16 protein-coding genes and 1 tRNA gene are annotated in these 15,719 nt (G+C 67.8%); 12 read left to right on the forward strand and 5 right to left on the reverse strand.

The annotated features are described in order from the left end of the window. Positions 1 to 241: 241 nt before the first annotated feature. The 3 genes from LSI54_RS03800 to LSI54_RS03810 all read left to right on the forward strand — a co-directional run bounded on the left by LSI54_RS03800 (position 242) and on the right by LSI54_RS03810 (position 3,210). Positions 242 to 958 carry an SRPBCC family protein gene (locus LSI54_RS03800; protein WP_241477798.1) on the forward strand — a complete coding sequence of 239 codons (717 nt, stop codon included), beginning with the start codon at positions 242 to 244 and terminating at the stop codon, positions 956 to 958. A gap of 79 nt (positions 959 to 1,037) precedes the next feature. Beyond that, entirely contained in the window at positions 1,038 to 2,216 is a 1,179-nt protein-coding gene (locus LSI54_RS03805) for a DUF4389 domain-containing protein (RefSeq protein ID WP_241470507.1), read from the forward strand. 7 nt (positions 2,217 to 2,223) lie between these two features. Beyond that, positions 2,224 to 3,210, forward strand: a complete 987-nt coding sequence (locus tag LSI54_RS03810) for a zinc-dependent alcohol dehydrogenase family protein (RefSeq protein WP_241470508.1) — start codon at positions 2,224 to 2,226, stop codon at positions 3,208 to 3,210. Between the two features lie 25 nt (positions 3,211 to 3,235). Here the strand turns inward: LSI54_RS03810 and LSI54_RS03815 are convergent, their stop codons facing one another. Further along, positions 3,236 to 4,300, reverse strand: a complete 1,065-nt coding sequence (locus tag LSI54_RS03815; RefSeq protein ID WP_241465255.1) for a universal stress protein — start codon at positions 4,298 to 4,300, stop codon at positions 3,236 to 3,238. Between the two features lie 235 nt (positions 4,301 to 4,535). Between LSI54_RS03815 and LSI54_RS03820 the strand changes: the two genes are divergently transcribed. The 4 genes from LSI54_RS03820 to LSI54_RS03835 are packed head-to-tail and all read left to right on the forward strand — an operon-like array spanning position 4,536 to position 8,705. After that, complete coding sequence (locus tag LSI54_RS03820) at positions 4,536 to 5,333, forward strand: DeoR/GlpR family DNA-binding transcription regulator (RefSeq protein ID WP_241477799.1); 798 nt, start codon at positions 4,536 to 4,538, stop codon at positions 5,331 to 5,333. Further along, positions 5,330 to 6,400 (forward strand): 1-phosphofructokinase family hexose kinase, encoded by a 1,071-nt coding sequence (locus LSI54_RS03825; protein ID WP_241475992.1) that lies wholly within the window; start codon positions 5,330 to 5,332, stop codon positions 6,398 to 6,400. Before LSI54_RS03820 ends, LSI54_RS03825 begins: the two co-directional genes overlap by 4 nt. Then, complete coding sequence (locus tag LSI54_RS03830) at positions 6,397 to 8,442, forward strand: PTS fructose transporter subunit IIABC (protein WP_241477800.1); 2,046 nt, start codon at positions 6,397 to 6,399, stop codon at positions 8,440 to 8,442. Before LSI54_RS03825 ends, LSI54_RS03830 begins: the two co-directional genes overlap by 4 nt. Continuing rightward, positions 8,439 to 8,705 (forward strand): HPr family phosphocarrier protein, encoded by a 267-nt coding sequence (locus LSI54_RS03835; RefSeq protein WP_241465259.1) that lies wholly within the window; start codon positions 8,439 to 8,441, stop codon positions 8,703 to 8,705. Before LSI54_RS03830 ends, LSI54_RS03835 begins: the two co-directional genes overlap by 4 nt. Positions 8,706 to 8,723: 18 nt before the next feature. Here the strand turns inward: LSI54_RS03835 and LSI54_RS03840 are convergent, their stop codons facing one another. The 3 genes from LSI54_RS03840 to upp all read right to left on the reverse strand — a co-directional run bounded on the left by LSI54_RS03840 (position 8,724) and on the right by upp (position 10,886). Further along, positions 8,724 to 9,230, reverse strand: coding sequence for a SixA phosphatase family protein (locus LSI54_RS03840; RefSeq protein WP_241465260.1), 507 nt, complete (start codon positions 9,228 to 9,230; stop codon positions 8,724 to 8,726). Positions 9,231 to 9,237: 7 nt separating this feature from the next. Then, on the reverse strand, positions 9,238 to 10,029 hold the full coding sequence (locus LSI54_RS03845; RefSeq protein ID WP_241465261.1) for a winged helix-turn-helix domain-containing protein: 792 nt from the start codon (positions 10,027 to 10,029) through the stop codon (positions 9,238 to 9,240). 221 nt (positions 10,030 to 10,250) lie between these two features. Next, on the reverse strand, positions 10,251 to 10,886 hold the full coding sequence (gene upp, locus LSI54_RS03850) for a uracil phosphoribosyltransferase (RefSeq protein WP_241465262.1): 636 nt from the start codon (positions 10,884 to 10,886) through the stop codon (positions 10,251 to 10,253). A gap of 275 nt (positions 10,887 to 11,161) precedes the next feature. Between upp and tadA the strand changes: the two genes are divergently transcribed. From tadA to LSI54_RS03870, 4 genes are all read left to right on the forward strand, one after another. Beyond that, complete coding sequence (gene tadA, locus LSI54_RS03855) at positions 11,162 to 11,647, forward strand: tRNA adenosine(34) deaminase TadA (protein WP_342357800.1); 486 nt, start codon at positions 11,162 to 11,164, stop codon at positions 11,645 to 11,647. Between the two features lie 10 nt (positions 11,648 to 11,657). Then, positions 11,658 to 12,209, forward strand: coding sequence for an adenine phosphoribosyltransferase (locus LSI54_RS03860; protein WP_241470510.1), 552 nt, complete (start codon positions 11,658 to 11,660; stop codon positions 12,207 to 12,209). 76 nt (positions 12,210 to 12,285) lie between these two features. Continuing rightward, positions 12,286 to 12,376, forward strand: a tRNA-Ser gene (locus tag LSI54_RS03865). Between the two features lie 171 nt (positions 12,377 to 12,547). Beyond that, positions 12,548 to 13,369: a helix-turn-helix domain-containing protein gene (locus tag LSI54_RS03870; RefSeq protein WP_241465264.1), complete on the forward strand. Its 822-nt coding sequence runs from the start codon at positions 12,548 to 12,550 to the stop codon at positions 13,367 to 13,369. Here LSI54_RS03870 and LSI54_RS03875 read toward each other — a convergent pair. Then, positions 13,324 to 14,532 carry a globin domain-containing protein gene (locus LSI54_RS03875; protein WP_241465265.1) on the reverse strand — a complete coding sequence of 403 codons (1,209 nt, stop codon included), beginning with the start codon at positions 14,530 to 14,532 and terminating at the stop codon, positions 13,324 to 13,326. The two genes, LSI54_RS03870 and LSI54_RS03875, sit on opposite strands and share 46 nt — an antisense overlap. A 268-nt stretch (positions 14,533 to 14,800) precedes the next feature. On the opposite strand from LSI54_RS03875, the gene LSI54_RS03880 reads away from it, so the two are divergent. After that, positions 14,801 to 15,715: a thermonuclease family protein gene (locus LSI54_RS03880; protein WP_241477801.1), complete on the forward strand. Its 915-nt coding sequence runs from the start codon at positions 14,801 to 14,803 to the stop codon at positions 15,713 to 15,715. Positions 15,716 to 15,719 lie beyond the last annotated feature (4 nt).

The following is a 15,719-nucleotide window of genomic DNA, read 5'->3' on the forward strand; positions in this document are numbered from 1 at the left end:
ACACCACAGACCGGCTGATTCGAGGGAGGAGTCACAGCACATGCTTTCAAAGCATGTGAAACCCTCTACATCGGCGTCAGGTCAGGGATCCAGGGCCGTGCTGTACACACATTTGTTCCTATAACCCTTGACGCAGGTCAGCCTTGGAAGCCACTCAGCCCTTGAAGCTGGGCCACCGGGTGATTAGTCTCGCCGCAAGCCGATCAGCTCCGAGCGTCTCTCCCGGGATCGAGGTTCCGCCATGACCACTGTGGGACGAGGATGGTTGGCCAATGGCCTCGCCGGTGTCCGCATTCTGGGGCATCTGGTGACCGGGCCGCTGCTGCGCCAGCGCAGGATGGGCTGGGGTGCCGCCCGCGCCGAGGTCGAGGCCGACTGGCCCGGCAGTGAGCTGCTCCCGGATCCGGCATGGACCGCGACCCATGCCGTGACCATCGTCGCCTCCCCCGCGCAGATCTGGCCCTGGGTGGCGCAGCTCGGACAGGGCCGCGGCGGGTTTTACAGCTTCGAACGGCTGGAGAACCTCATCGGGTGTCAGATCCACAACGTCGACCAGGTACTTCCCGAGCACCAGGACATCGCGGCCGCCGGGGAGGTCCGGCTGGCACCGCAGGTGGCCATGCGAGTGGCACGAGTCGAACCTGTCGCTGACCTGGTCCTGGTCGCGGACTCCCGGATCGCCGGATCCTCCACCCCAGAGACCTCCGCGGCGGTGGCGGGAATCTGGTCCCTGCATCTGCGGCCGGACCCCGACGGCGGCACGCGTCTGATCGAGCGGCTCAGCTACGCCAGGGCACACTCCCTGCCGGAGCGGATCTTCGGCTCCCGTCACCTGATCGAACCCATCAGCTTCGTGATGAGCAAAGAGATGCTGCGCAACATCAAGGCTCTGGCAGAACATGGCAAGGTCGCCTCTGTCTCCAGGGAAGGTCACCTCGTGGAGCAGACATTGGCCTGATTCCAAGGGTTCCCCTGGCGTTTTCCCAGCCCTATCCTTGGATGAGATCCATTGGGAGATCCAGCCGAGAGAGCTTGTGATGGCAGAGACACCTTCGCCCGCGCCGACCCAGGACTCACCCACTTCCGCCAAGATGAGACCGGGGCAATGGGTTCTGCTCATCGTCGGCGCGCTCCTGCACGGCGCAGGCAGCACCCTGCTGCTTGCCGCGGCGGTGGCGAGTCTGGTCCCGGAACCGGGTGAATGGAAGTTCAGACCGTACTACCGGGTCGACTACATGACCGAATGGGATACGCAGCAGGCCGCGGAGTGGTGGGAACAGCTGCAGGACACGATCCCCACGCTGTTGATCATCGGCGCGGCGGCATTCGTGATCGGCGTCGTCGCCCTGCTCTTCGGCGCGGCCGGGCTCGGCCGCGACATCGACCCTCAGCGGATGACCGCCGCACGCGGGGACGCGGGCCCGATCGAGGGCGTCCCGGGCGGCGCCGGCCCAGCGCGGATGACTCCGGTCTATCCGGTCCGGCTCACCGGATACCTCGACGCACCCTCCCGCGGTCTGTGGCTGGTGAAGTGGCTGCTGGCGATCCCGCACTACCTCGTGCTGGCCCTGCTCTGGCTCACCGCCTTCGTGACCACCATCGCCGCGGGGGTGGTCATCCTCTTCACCGGGCGGTACCCCCGGGCGTGGTTCTGCTTCAACGTGGGCGTATTGCGCTGGTCCTGGCGCGTGGCGTTCTACGGCTACTCAGCACTGGCGACGGACCGCTACCCTCCGTTCACGCTGGCCCATGCGAACTACCCGGCGGATCTGAGCATCGCCTACCCGGAGCGGCTGACCAACGGGCTGGTGCTGGTGAAGTCCTGGTTGCTGGCGCTCCCGCACCTGCTGCTGATCGGGATCTTCACCAGTCCCTCGGGCACCGGCTGGCAGAGCAGCTGGGACGAGACCGGCAGCGCGACCGGCCAGACCACCGGCCCCGGCGGCGGCTTCTCGCTGCTGGGCCTGCTGCTGCTGATCACCGTCATCATCCTGCTCTTCACCGGGCGTTATCGCTCCGGCATCTTCGACTTCGTGATGGGGCTGAACCGGTGGGGCCATCGGGTCGCCGCCTATGTGCTGCTGATGCGTGATGAATACCCGCCGTTCCGGCTCGATCAGGGGCCGGTTGAACCCGAGCGGGATTCCGTCAGTGACACCGGCCCCGCCCCGGAACGCACCCGGACCGACCCGTCGACCTGGACCGACTGGGTCTAGGCGCGCTATGAAGACCTGGCGAAGCAGCTCGATCAGCTCCACCCTGGAATGCGCCCAGATGCCGGTGCCCACCCCTGAGCCCGATGAGGTGCTGCTGCGCGTAGAGGCCTGCGGAGTGTGCCGGACCGATCTGCACGTGATCGATCATGAGCTCCCGCCGCGCCGCGCCGATGTCGTGCCGGGGCATCAGATCATCGGGATCGTGGAGGCGCGCGGATCGGCGGTGCGGCGGATCGAGCTCGGTGATCGAGTCGGCGCCGCCTGGCTTCGCCGCACCTGCGGCATCTGCGCCTGGTGCAGGGCCGGCCGCGAGAACCTCTGTCCCGATTCGCTCTACACCGGGTGGGACGCCGACGGAGGCTTCGCCGAGTATGCGACCGTCCCGGCCAGTTTCGCCTACCCCCTGGACCCGAGGGTCGATCCAGTCCAGACCGCTCCGCTGCTCTGCGCCGGGATCATCGGCTACCGAGCCCTCACCCGCAGCATGCTTCCTCCTGGAGGCAGGCTCGGGATCTACGGCTTCGGCTCCAGCGGGCACCTGACCGCGCAGCTCGCAATGGCGGCCGGCGCACAGGTCTGCGTGATGACCCGCGGGGAGACGAACCGCAGGCTGGCCCGCCGCCTAGGGGTGGACTTCGTCAGCGATGCCTTCGGCGAACCGCCGGAACCCCTGGACGCCGCGATCATCTTCGCCCCGGCAGGGGATCTGGTGCCGGCCGCGTTGAAGGCGACGACGCGGGGCGGCACCGTCACCATCGCCGGCATCCACATGAGCGATCTCCCGCGGATGCCGTATCAGGAGCACCTCTTCTATGAACGGGATCTCCGCAGCGTCACGGCCAACACCCGTGCGGACGGCATCGAGTTCCTGCGTCTGGCCCAGCGACTCGGCATCCAGGCCGAGGTGACGCCCTACCCGTTCGATGAACTGCCCGTCGCGCTGGAGGACCTTCGCCGCAGTCGCGTCTCAGGGTCCCTGGTGCTCACCTTCTGACCAGGGACCCTTCAGACGCAGACCTTCAGTGCTTGCGCAGCTTGTGCGGCTTCTGCGTGGGAATCACCAGGACCGGGCAGACCGCCCGGTTCAGCACCGCCTGACTCACCGAACCCAGCAGCAGCCCGGCGAACCCGCCATGCCCTCGAGTGCCGATCACCAGCAGCGCCGCGGTGCGCGAGGCCTCGGAGAGCACCCCGGCGGGTGAGCCGTCGAAGAACTGCCAGCGCACCGGAACCCCGGTGGACTTCGCCGCCACCTCCTGGGTCATCGCCTCGAGGTGATCGGTGTAGCGCCGGCGCAGATTGGGCAGCTCGAGGTTGTGCTCCACGGTGTTGGGATACCAGTGCCCCTGAGCATTCAGCGGTGCCGCCGAGACCAGGGTGAGCGGACTGTTGACCAGCTCCGCGGCCTCAGCCGCCAGGTGCACGACGTCGGCGGCGCGGTCTCCGACGTCGACGCCGACCACGATCTCGGAGTCGAAGTTGAGCTCGTCGGTGACGTTCGCGAAGGACCGGCGGGTGTGTTCCCGGGCAGCCGATTCCTCCATCAGGGTCACCGGCTCCTCGTGGGCCGCCTCGGCGCCCGGGCGGTCCTGATGCGGGGCGAGCAGCTCCGTCTCAGAGTCGGACACCCACCGCTCCGGGACCACCAGGGTGGGGCAGTGCGCGTGTGCGGTCAGCTTCGCGGAGACGCTGCCGAGGAACCGTCCGGCGAACCGGTTGCGGCCACGTTTGCCGACGACGGCGATGCGGGCCTCGCTGCTCTCATCCACCAGAGTTGCTCCGGCGTCACCCTCAGCGGTGCGGGTGCTGACCTCGACTCCTGCCTCGGCCGCTCGGGCCGAGTACGTGTCGAGGAGGTCCTGCACCGTATTGGCGGCCTCGGAGCGGTACTGATCCAGCTGCCGCACGTAATAGTCGTCGGTCACGACTGGTCGAATGAATGTTCCGATAAGACGCAGCGGCCATTGGCGCTGCTTTGCGATCATCAGTCCCACTTTGAAGGCGCGCTCGCTGCCCGCCGACCCGTCAATACCGACCAGCACGCCTGGGACGCCGCTGCTGGTGGCTTCGTGTGCATGAGCCATGGCACAAGGTTACGTCGAATTTCGAAATTTTTGTAGGGATTGTTTTCACATTGAGATCATTTTTTTGGCGCATCCAATCACCGCGACCCATCCCCTCGGGTGGTCCGCGACACGCCGAACACCGGCAGGTGCCTGCTGTGAGTCGGACGAAACCTGTTGCATACACAGGCAAACACAGATAAAGTGTGTCTAAACCCACACAAAAGTGGTCTGGGTCACTGAAAAGGAGCTCAGCATGACGTTGCTCGCCCCCGAGCGGCACGAGCGGATTCTCGACCGATTGCGCCTCACCGGCACGATCACGGTCCAGGAGATCGCCCGCGACCTGAAAGTGACCAGAGAGACCGTCCGCCGCGACCTGGACCTGCTTGAGACCGCAGGCTCATTGCAGCGGGTCCACGGCGGCGCCGTCGTCAGCTCCGCACCCTCCCGGCGCGAGACCTCGCTGCGTCAGCGGCAGAGCGAGCACTCGCAGCAGAAGCGCGTGATCGCCCGTGAGGCGATGAGCTTCGTGCCCTCCTCCCCCGATGCCTCCGTGCTGCTCGACGCCGGAACCACCACTGAGGCGCTCGCCGAGCTGCTCGGCGCCGGCGAGGAGCAGCGCCACACCCGGTTCGTGACCACCAGCTCGGTCCCGATCGCGCAGAAGCTCGCCGAGGTCAGCTCCCTGGACGTGGAGGTGCTCGGCGGCAAGGTCCGCGGGATCACCGGCACCGTGGTGGGGGCGCAGGCCGTGGCCACCCTGTCTCGCCGCCAGGCCGATGTGGCGTTCATCGGCACCAATGGGGTGGATGCGGGCTTCGGTCTGTCCACCCCAGACACCGCTGAGGCCGCGGTGAAGTCGGGCCTGGTCCACGCCGCGCGCCAGGTGGTCCTGCTGGCAGATTCCAGCAAGCTCGGTCAACGCACCCTCGTACAGTTCGCAACCCTTGAGGAGATCGATGTGCTGATCACCGATGCCGCACCGCACCCTGAGCTGGCCCACGCGCTGGACGAGGCCGACGTCCGAGTGATCGTGGCGGTCGCCCCATGATCGTCACCTTCACTCCCAATCCGAGTCTGGACAAGACGCTCGAGCTCGACGCCCCGCTGCGCACCGGCGCGGTCCAGCGCGCGATCGGCCACACCGCCGAACCCGGCGGCAAGGGCGTCAACATCTCTCGGGCGCTCACCGCCGCCGGCACCCGGTCACTGGCGGTGCTTCCCGGTGACCCCGGGGATCCGGTGCTGCTCGCCCTGCAGGAGCTCGGCGTGGAGGCCCGGGCGCTGCCGCTGGGCGCACCGCTGCGCACCAACACCGCGATCACCGACCCACAGGGGGTCACCACCAAGATCAACGAACCGGGACCGGCGTTCGACGCCGCGCTCACCGGGGCCCTGCTGCAGCTGCTGCTTCAGGCCTCGGAGGGCGCCTCCTGGGTGGCGCTGGCCGGGTCGCTCCCGCCCGGAGTCCCGGTGGACTTCTACGCCCAGGCCATCACCGCGCTGCGGCGGACCTTCGGGGAACAGGCGCCGAAGATCGCGCTGGACACCTCAGGGGAGCCGATGGCCGCCGCTCTGCCCGCGGCGCCAGACCTGATCAAGCCCAATGCCGAGGAGCTGCTCGAGCTGCACGCCGCCTTCACCGGTTCGGCCGCCACCGATCCTGACACGGCTCAGCGTCTGGCCGATGAGCTCGAGACCGACCCCGCCCGTGCCGTGCAGCTCGCCACCGAGCTGCAGCACCACGGAGCACGCGCCGCACTGGTCACCCTGGGCGCCCATGGCGCAGTGTTCATCCCCAACCTGAAGACCGCGCCGAGCGACGGCGAGCCCGCCGCGCTGCGCGCCTGGGGCCCGGCGATCGTGCCGCGTTCCACCGTGGGAGCCGGTGATGCCTCGCTCGCGGGGTTCATCGCCGCAGCCCAGTCCGGCGCCTCGGAGACCGATTCACTCAAGCACGCCATGGCCATGGGACGAGCCGCGGCGGAACTGCCCGGCTCCATCATGCCGACGCCGCAGCACCTCAGCACCTCAGCACTCAGCACCGAAGCACTCAGCACCGAACACCTCACCCTCAATCCAAGCACGACCACTACCGTGAATGTGGAGACATCATGAATACGATCATCACGCCGGGGCTGGTGAGCCTCGACAAGCTCACCGCCGGCAACAAGCGCGAGGTTATCGATGCCCTCGCCGAACTCGTCGGCTCTGCCGGACGCAGTGTCGCCGCAGCTGAGCTCGCCGCCGACGTCTGGGCTCGCGAGGAGACCTCCGAGACCGGCATGCCTGGTGGCATCGCCATCCCGCACTGCCGCACCGGTGCCGTCACCGAGGCCACGCTGGCCTTCGCCCGCCTGGCCCAGCCGGTGGACTTCGGCTCCACCGACGGCCCGGCGGACCTGGTCTTCATGATCGCCGCCCCCGACGGCGCGGACCAGGCTCACCTGAAGATCCTCTCCGCGCTGGCGACCTCGCTGATCAACGACGAGTTCCTCGCGGATCTGCGCAGCGCCGAGACCGAGCAGCGCGTGGTCGACCTGGTCGCCGAGGCGGTCCAGCCGGCCCCGGTCACCGCCAACGCCGGCAGCCGCGGCTCCGGTGCACCCGCAGGGGACGGTGAAGGCACCAGCCAGACCGCGACGACGGTCGGTCGCCTCGTCGCCGTCACCGCATGCCCCACCGGCATCGCCCACACCTACATGGCAGCCGACTCGCTGAAGAAGGCCGCCAAGGAAGCAGGCGTGGAGATCCAGGTGGAGACCCAGGGCTCCTCCGGCGCGACCCCGCTGGGAGCCGAGACCATCGCCGCCGCGGACGCCGTCATCTTCGCCACCGACGTCGACGTCCGCGATCGGCACCGCTTCGCCGGCAAGCCGGTCATCACCTCGCGGGTCAAGCGCGGCATCGATGAGCCGGACAAGATGATCGCCGAGGCGCTGGCCGCGGCGAAGGACCCGGACGCGACCGTCGTCGCCTCCGGCGGGTCCGGAGACTCCGATGGCAGCACCGCTGCCAGTGGGGAGCGCGAAGGCTTCGGCCGCGCCACCCAGCGGGTCCTGATGACCGGCGTCAGCTACATGATCCCCTTCGTGGCCGCCGGCGGCCTGTTGATCGCGCTGGGGTTCCTGCTCGGCGGCTACAACATCACCGAGGTCGCCGAAGATGTGGCGCTGGGGAACTCCTTGTGGAACCTTCCCACCCCTGACCAGCTGCCCGAGGAGTTCCTCGGATTCGGCGCATTGGGCGGATACCTCGGCGCGGTGTTCTTCACCATCGGCGGGGCGGCCATGGGCTTCCTGGTTCCCGCACTGGCCGGCTACATCGCGTTCGGCATGGCCGATCGCCCCGGCATCGCCCCCGGCTTCACCGCCGGCGCGATCGCGCTGACCATGGACGCTGGATTCATCGGTGGCATCGTCGGCGGTGTCCTCGCCGGTGCGGTGGCCCTGTGGTTCCGCAGGCTCAGCGTGCCGCGCTGGCTGGCCGGCCTGATGCCCGTGGTGATCATTCCGCTGGTGGCCTCGCTGGTCGCCGGCGGCCTGATGCTGCTGGTGCTCGGCGGTCCCATCGCCGCACTGACCTCCGGCCTGGAGAACTGGCTCTCCGGGATGACCGGCTCCGCCGCCATCGTCCTGGGCATCGTGCTGGGTCTGATGATGTGCTTCGACCTCGGCGGACCGGTCAACAAGGTCGCCTACTCCTTCGCCGTGGCCGGCCTCTCGGCAGCAGTCGCCGAGGGCAACACCGGACCGCTGATGATCATGGCCACGGTCATGGCCGCCGGCATGGTCCCGCCGCTGGGCATGGCGTTCGCCACGTTCATCGACGCTCGCCTGTTCAGCGCCGCCGAGCGGGAGAACGGCAAGACCGCCGTGCTGCTCGGCGCGGCGTTCATCTCCGAGGGCGCCATCCCGTTCGCCGCGGCTGACCCGCTGCGGGTGCTGCCGGCCTCGATGGTCGGCGGCGCCGTGACCGGCGCGATGACCATGGCCTTCGGGGTCACCTCCTATGCGCCCCACGGCGGCATCTTCGTGCCGTTCGCCATCGAGAGCTTCTGGCTCTTCCTGCTCTCCGTGATGGTCGGCGCCGTCGTCACCGCGCTGACGGTGATCGCGCTGAAGCGCTGGGTGCGGAAGAGTGTAACCTCTGCTGCATGATTGAACGCACTGCGGTGATCGCCGCGGCGGCCGGGCTCCACGCCCGGCCTGCCGCGGCCTTCGCGTCTGCAGCTGCGGGACAGCCGGTCTCCGTGGAGATCGCGAAGGCCGCCGAGCCAGGGATGTCCGCACAGGCGGACAGCCTGCTGGGCGTGATGAGCCTCGATGTGGCACACGGGGATCAGGTGGTCCTGCGAGCCCACGGCGAGGGCGCGGAGCAGGCACTGGAGACGCTGGTGCAGCTGCTGGAGGAGGCAGACTGATCCGACCGGCAGGCTGACTCAGCCGGCGGTGAAGAAGTCCGTGAGCTCGGCGTCGCGGCCGTCGAGCTCGGCCCAGGGCTTGTGCACCTGGAACCGGGCGAGCCCGGCAGGCGGCCAGGAACCGGCCATCTGGATCACCGGGTCCTCCTGGGAGCGCGCCGAGGCCAGGTCCATGCTGAGCTCCTGGACTCCCGGCATGTGGGCGACCACCAGCAGCGTGCGCACCGTCTCGGGCACCTCGTTGATGATCGAGAGCATCGAGCGCGGCGCCGCGAGGTAGAGCCGCGAGTCCAGGTACGGCGTCGGAGCCTTCTCACCCAGCTCATGATTGACCCAGATGCAGGTCTGCCGGGTGCGCATCGAGTCCGAGCAGACCGTGTTGTCCGGCAGGTTCCCCGAACTCACCAGCCAGCGCCCGACGGCACGCGCCTGTTCCTGCCCGTGACGGGTCAGGGTGCGGCCGTGGTCGTCCCCTGAGAAGGAATGCCCGGATTCACCGTGGCGCAGGATCAGCAGTTCAGGCATCCAGGACTCAGATCGAGTATTCGGGGGCTGCCCAGACGGTGACCTCAGGGTGCTCGTAGAAGCGGTAGCCCTGTCCGCGGACCGTGCGCACCGTATTGGCAAGGCGCCCCAGCTTGGAGCGCAGCCGGCGGATGTGCACGTCGATGGTGCGCTCGTTGGGCATCTGGTCCGGGTCCACGTTGCGCCACAGGGTCTTGAGCAGCTCCTCGCGTCCCACGGTGCGAGATCCGTTGTCCACCAGGTAGTTCAGCAGCTCGAACTCCTTGAAGGTCAGATTCAGACCCTCGCCGTCGAGGCGGACCTCCCGACGGGACAGGTCGATCAGCACGCCGGAGCTGGTGGGCGCCGGCGGGGTGCTGATGGGGACCTCGACGCCGCGGTGGGTGACGGTGGGATCGCCCAGCGCCTGCCGCACGACCTCCAGATCGCTGCCCTCGTGGGCCGCCGACGCCAAGGCCATGGCGATGTGCACCTGCGCATCGGCGGCGATGTGCTCCACGTAGTCGCGCAGCTCGGTGGCGATCTTGTGCAGCGAGGTCCCGGCCGCACTGGCGGCATCCTCGTCGAGGCCGACGTAGACGACGAAGCCGCGGGTCACGATATCGGGCTGGACCATCTGCGGCCCTCCACCGTTCTGGGCGACCACCGGCACGGGTGCGGTGCGCGGATGCGCGCCGCTGGTTTCGTCGCTGGCGTTGGCAGCGCGGATTCGGCGGGCCATCTCGGCACGGCGAGCGGCGTTGCGCACCGAGACATGGACGTAGCCGGGATTCTGTGGCTGACTCAGGTGTGCGGACATTGGTGGCAACTCCCCCGCTGCAGGTGGACGGTGGTATCCATTACAGGGTGTCCGTCACATTTGGAATCCGCAAGTAACAAAAGGGGCGATCTTCCACATAATGAGATGGAGTGACCTTTTTGTGACCGGGATCACACTATTTCAACGGATGGGGGCGTTGACCGGCTTCGCCTCACATGCAACAGGCCTGCGGGCGGCGTCGCCAGCAGAGGGTGCTGGGCCTACTGAGCGAGGCCGTAGAGGCGGTCGCCGGCGTCGCCGAGACCGGGCACGATGTAGGACTTCTCGTTGAGCTTCTCGTCGATGGCGGCGAGGTAGAGCTCCACCTCGATGTCGCCCACCTTTTCGCGCAGCCGCTCGATCCCCTCGGGGGCCGCCAGCAGGCAGATGCAGGTGATCTTCGCGGCGTTGGCCTTCTTCAGGAAACGGATGGCCTCGGCGAGGGTGCCGCCGGTGGCGAGCATCGGGTCCAGCACGAAGACGTGGCGCCCGGTGAGGTCTTCCGGAAGCCGCTCGGCGTAGGTGATGATGTCCAGGGTCTCTTCGTTCCGGGCCATCCCGAGGAATCCGACCTCTGCGGTGGGGACCATGGCGGTCATCCCATCCAGCATCCCCAGTCCGGCGCGCAGGATCGGGACCACCAGGGGCTTGGGGTCCGCCAGCTGGGTGCCGGTCATCGTGGCCACCGGGGTCTGGATCTCCACCGACTCGGTGGCGATGGAACCACTGGCCTCATAGGAGAGCAGCATGACCAGCTCGCGAGTCAGTTCGCGGAACTGGTTCGAAGCGGTCTCCACCCGTCGCAGCTGGGTGAGTTTATGGGAGATCAGTGGGTGTTCCACAACCTGTACGCGCATAGTGTCAAAACTACCAGCACGCCCGCGGGAGCCGGCCGTCGGTGCCCGCAGCGGCAGCCACCCCTTCGGGGGTCAGCGTTCGAGCAGCCGCTGCAGTCTTCATGGTCGCCCTTATCATCGCCACGGGGCTCTGCATCCGCGTCTCTCGCGGCGGGAACCGCGCCGATCGATCTGACCGAGGTCCCGCGAGTCGAGCACCGCTGGCATCGGCCCCATAGGCTGGTGCTGTGACCGAGAACATCCCGCCCAAGCCACAAGCGGCCCCCGCTGAGTCCATTGATTCTTCAGCGTGGTCCCCACGGGCGCGGGCCGATCAGGAGAAGGCCATCGGGCGCTGTCTGGAGCTGGCTTCCGAGGCGACCTCATCCGCGGACGTGCCGGTGGGCGCCGTCGTCTTCTCCGCTGCCGGTGAGGTGCTCGGCGAGGGCTTCAACACCCGAGAGCGCGACGACGACCCGGCCGGTCATGCGGAGATCACCGCCCTGCGGGCCGCCGCGGCGAGTCTGGGGAGCTGGCGGCTGGACGGCTGCGTGCTCGCGGTGACCCTGGAGCCGTGCCCGATGTGCGCCGGAGCGGTCTATCAGTCTCGGATCGGGCACGTGATCTTCGGCGCCTGGGATGAGAAGGCCGGGGCTGCGGGATCGGTGTTCGACATTCTGCGCGAGCCCCGGCTGAACCACTGGGTGGAGGTCCATCCTGGGGTGCGCGCCGAGGAGTGCGCCGACCAGCTGCGCGCGTTCTTCGAGCAGTTCCGCAGATAGGCTTGCGGTCGTGTCCACACTTTCCTCACCACAGCTCTCCGCGCCCTCGCCCGAGCGGCTGGCCCATGCGCAGTCGCTCTTCGCAGTCACCCCCGACTTCCCCGAACCAGGCATCCTCTTCCAGGACATCTCCCCCGTGCTTGCGGATCCGGCCGCGCTGCGCACGGTGGCCGAGGGCCTGCTGGCCCCCTTCGCCGGGAGCTTCGACATGGTCGCCGGGATCGAGGCCCGCGGGTTCACCCTGGCAGGGATGATCGCCGCGCTGACCGGCACCGGATTCATGCCCATCCGCAAGGCAGGGAAGCTGCCGGCACCTGCCGGGCGGGTGGAGTACACGCTGGAGTACGGCACCGCGGTGATCGAGGCTCCCGATGTGCTCAAGCCCGAGCACCGGGTGCTGATCGTCGATGACGTGCTGGCCACCGGCGGCACCCTGGCAGCGACCCGGGAGCTTATCGGCCAGCTTGACTGTCAGGTGGCCGGCGCCGCAGTCGTCTTGGAGATCGGAGGGCTTGGCGGACGCCTGCTCTGCGGCGAGGTGCACGCCCTGTTCCAGGGCTGAGCTGACCTGTTGAGACCGTGCTCGCCGTGGGTGCTTTTGGGTGAGCGCGAGATGTTTGCGTATACTCAACGGGCCTGGTGACGTGTCCGAGCGGCCGAAGGTGCAGCACTCGAAATGCTGTGTGCGGTTACCCCGCACCGTGGGTTCAAATCCCACCGTCACCGCCAACCGAGAGCCCCGCTGATCTGCAGTCATGCAGCCGGCGGGGTTTTCTGCACCCCCAGCGCCCTCAAGGTGCTTCTGCGGCCTGGCGGCACCGCCGAAGCGCCGGTAGAACGGGTAGAGGCCGGCAGGACGTGGTCTTCGATTCTGTGGCCGCGATACGTATCCTGGAAGTTATGCCTCGGCGAGTGGATGACTATCGGGGACTCACGCAGAAGAGTCGACTGCGACTGCTCCATGCGGTCCAGCGGGTCCCCGGCCGCAGGCTGCAGGAGCTCGCTGAGGAAGCCTGCGTCCCAGTCAGCACTGCACGAGACCATCTGCGCGTGCTCGAGGACGAGGGACTGATCGCGAGCGCCCCCGTGGACACCGGCCGTCGAGGCCGCCCGCCGCACGGGTACTCCCCCGTCCAGCGGATCGAACACAGCCAGGCGGCCGAACGACGAGCAGCTGCAGCCAGAGCGCGGGGCGACCTGCTTCGCGACCTCGCCCCTGAACTCGACCACAGCGACTCACTCGGGACGAAAGCGGTGCACCAGCTCGATGCCCTGTACGAGCATCTGGAGGATGCCGGCATGGAGCCTGAGCTTGACGAACAGGAACTCACAGTCGGGCTGCTGCCCTGCCTCTATGAGGAGATGATCGACGAAGAGCGGCCGCTCGTCTGCTCTGTGCACGCGAAGCTCGTCCGGGACCAGCTCGCGCAGGTCTCCGGCCCACTGGAGCTGCGCCGTCTGCATCCCTTCCTCAGTCCGAAACGGTGTGTGATCGTGCTTGCTCTCAAAGGGGAAGCGGCCCGCTCCACTCAGCCCGGCGGTCTTGACGGCGACTGCGACGATGCAGCACTCGAGCAGGGCGCGGTGCGGGCAAAGCGCACACTGGATCATTCGGCCGATGAGAGCCTTGGAGATCCAGCGTGCTGTGACCACACCCCACCCGCCTCCGGGGGAGGCTATGCGGGCTGCTGTGCCCAGAGGTCCGGGCCGAACACCTCGTAGTGGATGTTCTCGCTCGGCACGCCCTGGTCGATCAGCGAGCGCCGCGCGCTCTGCATGAAGGGCAGCGGTCCACACATGAACACCTGCGCCTCCTCGGGAAGCTCCACGTCGGAGAGGTTCATGAATCCCGACTTTGCCGGATGCAGGGTCGGCGCGATCTCCGCGTCCTTCTCGTACCAGTTCTGGGCACGAGCATCCGGCATCGCAAGCACCTGCCGACGGAGTCCGTCGTAGAGCGCGTGGTGCGCATGCGACTTGTCGGCGTGGAAGAGCCGGACCGTGCGCTCCGGCTGCCGACGCGAGAGGTCTTCCATGATGGCCGCCACCGGGGTGATGCCGATTCCCGCAGAGACCAGCACCAGCGGAACATCGGTCTCATCGAGCACCACGTCGCCCGCGGGCTGTGACACATCGAGGATCGTGCCCGGCTGGGCGTTCTCGTACAGCCAGCCCGAGACCTGCCCGTCGGGCATCCCGTCGACGCCACGGACCCGCTTGATCGTCACGCGCAGGGAATCGCCGCGCGGACCCGATGAGATCGTGTACTGCCGCGGCTGACGCAGCCCGTCCGGAAGATCCACAGCGATCGCGACATACTGTCCCGTCCGATGCGCTGGCACCTGGCCGTCCACCGGGGCAAGCAGCAGAGAGAACACCTCTCCGGACTCCTCGAAACGCTCCACGACCCGATATCTGCCCCATGGGTGATCAGGATCTGTGCCGCCCTCGGCGTAGAGCTTGCCCTCTTCAGCGATCAGGGCCGTAGCGAAGAGCCAATAGACCTCGTCCCATGCGGACGCAACCTCGGGGGTGATCGCGTCACCGAGCACCTTCTTCACCGCAGCGAGCAGGTACCGGCCGACGACCAGATACTCGGACGCCTGGATGCCGAGTGAGACATGCTTATGGGCGATGCGCCGCATCACCGGCGTGAAGTCCGGCGCGTCGGGGTCGATCAGATGCACCGCGAACGCCACGACCGACGCCGCGAGCGCCTTCGGCTGCTCACCGATCGCCTGGTTCGCCCGGTTGAACACGTTGAACAGCTCGGGGTGGGCCTCGAACATGTCCGCGTAGAAGAGCGTGCTGATGGCTTCGGCATGCTCGGCGACGACGCCCGCAGTCTGCTCGACGACGTCGGTGGACTCTGGAGACAGTCTCATCGGGTGGCCTCTCTCTGGTTCTTCGCCACCAGGAACCGGGTGGACTCTTCGATGGTCTCGCACTGCCTCCTCGTGGCGTAGGCGGTTTCACCGCGTTTATTCATCGGCCTTGCCTGCAGGCGCGTCTCGGCATCTATCACCCCACGGGCACCTACTGTGGTGCGGGAGCCGCGCTCTCCGCACGGGTCTCTCGCCCGCACCAGATGAGGTTCAATCGATGTCGCAGCGCTTCCCGGGGCAATACCCCCTGCCCAGCAACCCTCCTGGCGTGGGTGCAGAGAAGCTCACGGCCTGGCAGAAGTTCCAGCGCTGGCCGATCATCCTCCGCATTGCGACCATCGGCTGTGGCGGATTCATCGCGCTGTTCGTTCTGCTGATGATCATCGGCCTCGTCGCATTCATGGTGAACCCCAACGAGGTTGAAGAACGCGCCGCCGCGACGGAGGAGCAGGAGCTCGTCGTCGAGGAGTCTGAGGACCCTGCGGAACCTGAGGAGACCGACGAGCCTTCGGAGGAGCCCTCCAAGTCCGAGACGCCCTCGACATCTCCGACTCCGACCCCAAGTCCGACGCCGACTCCTTCGCCTTCCCCCACTCCGACGCCCACCCCCACCGCTGATCCGAACGAGCACACCGCCGTCGTCGTGCGCATCATCGACGGAGACACCGTGGAGCTGGACTCCGGGGACACTGTCAGGGTGAGCGGGATTGACACTCCTGAACGTGGCGAGTGCCATTTCGACACCGCATCCACCCGGATGAGCGAGCTGGTGCTGGGCAGGACCGTCACACTGACCCGCGATGGTGAGGACACCGATCGCTATGACCGAATCCTGCGCTACGTGGACGTCGGAGGGACCGACGCGGGCAAGACCCTGATCGAGGAGGGCCTCGCGGTCGCCCGGTATGACTCCCGGGACGGCTATGGCTTCCACACCCGGGAACCGGGTTACATCGCGGCCGACGACGGCGCCCCGCTGCAGACCTGCGCCCCCGAGCCCGCCCCGGTTCCACCGTCCGGCCAGCAGGGCGGAAACTGCGATCCCAACTACACGCCCTGCATCCCGGTCTACCCGCCGGACATCAACTGTGGCGATCTGGACTTCCCGGTCCGAGTCATCGGTGCCGACCCGCATGGTCTGGACGGCGATGGCGACGGTTATGGATGCGAGGCCAACGGCTGAGGCG

The sequence above is a fragment of the Nesterenkonia sp. AY15 genome (genome assembly GCF_022565855.1).
Classification (GTDB): domain Bacteria; phylum Actinomycetota; class Actinomycetes; order Actinomycetales; family Micrococcaceae; genus Nesterenkonia.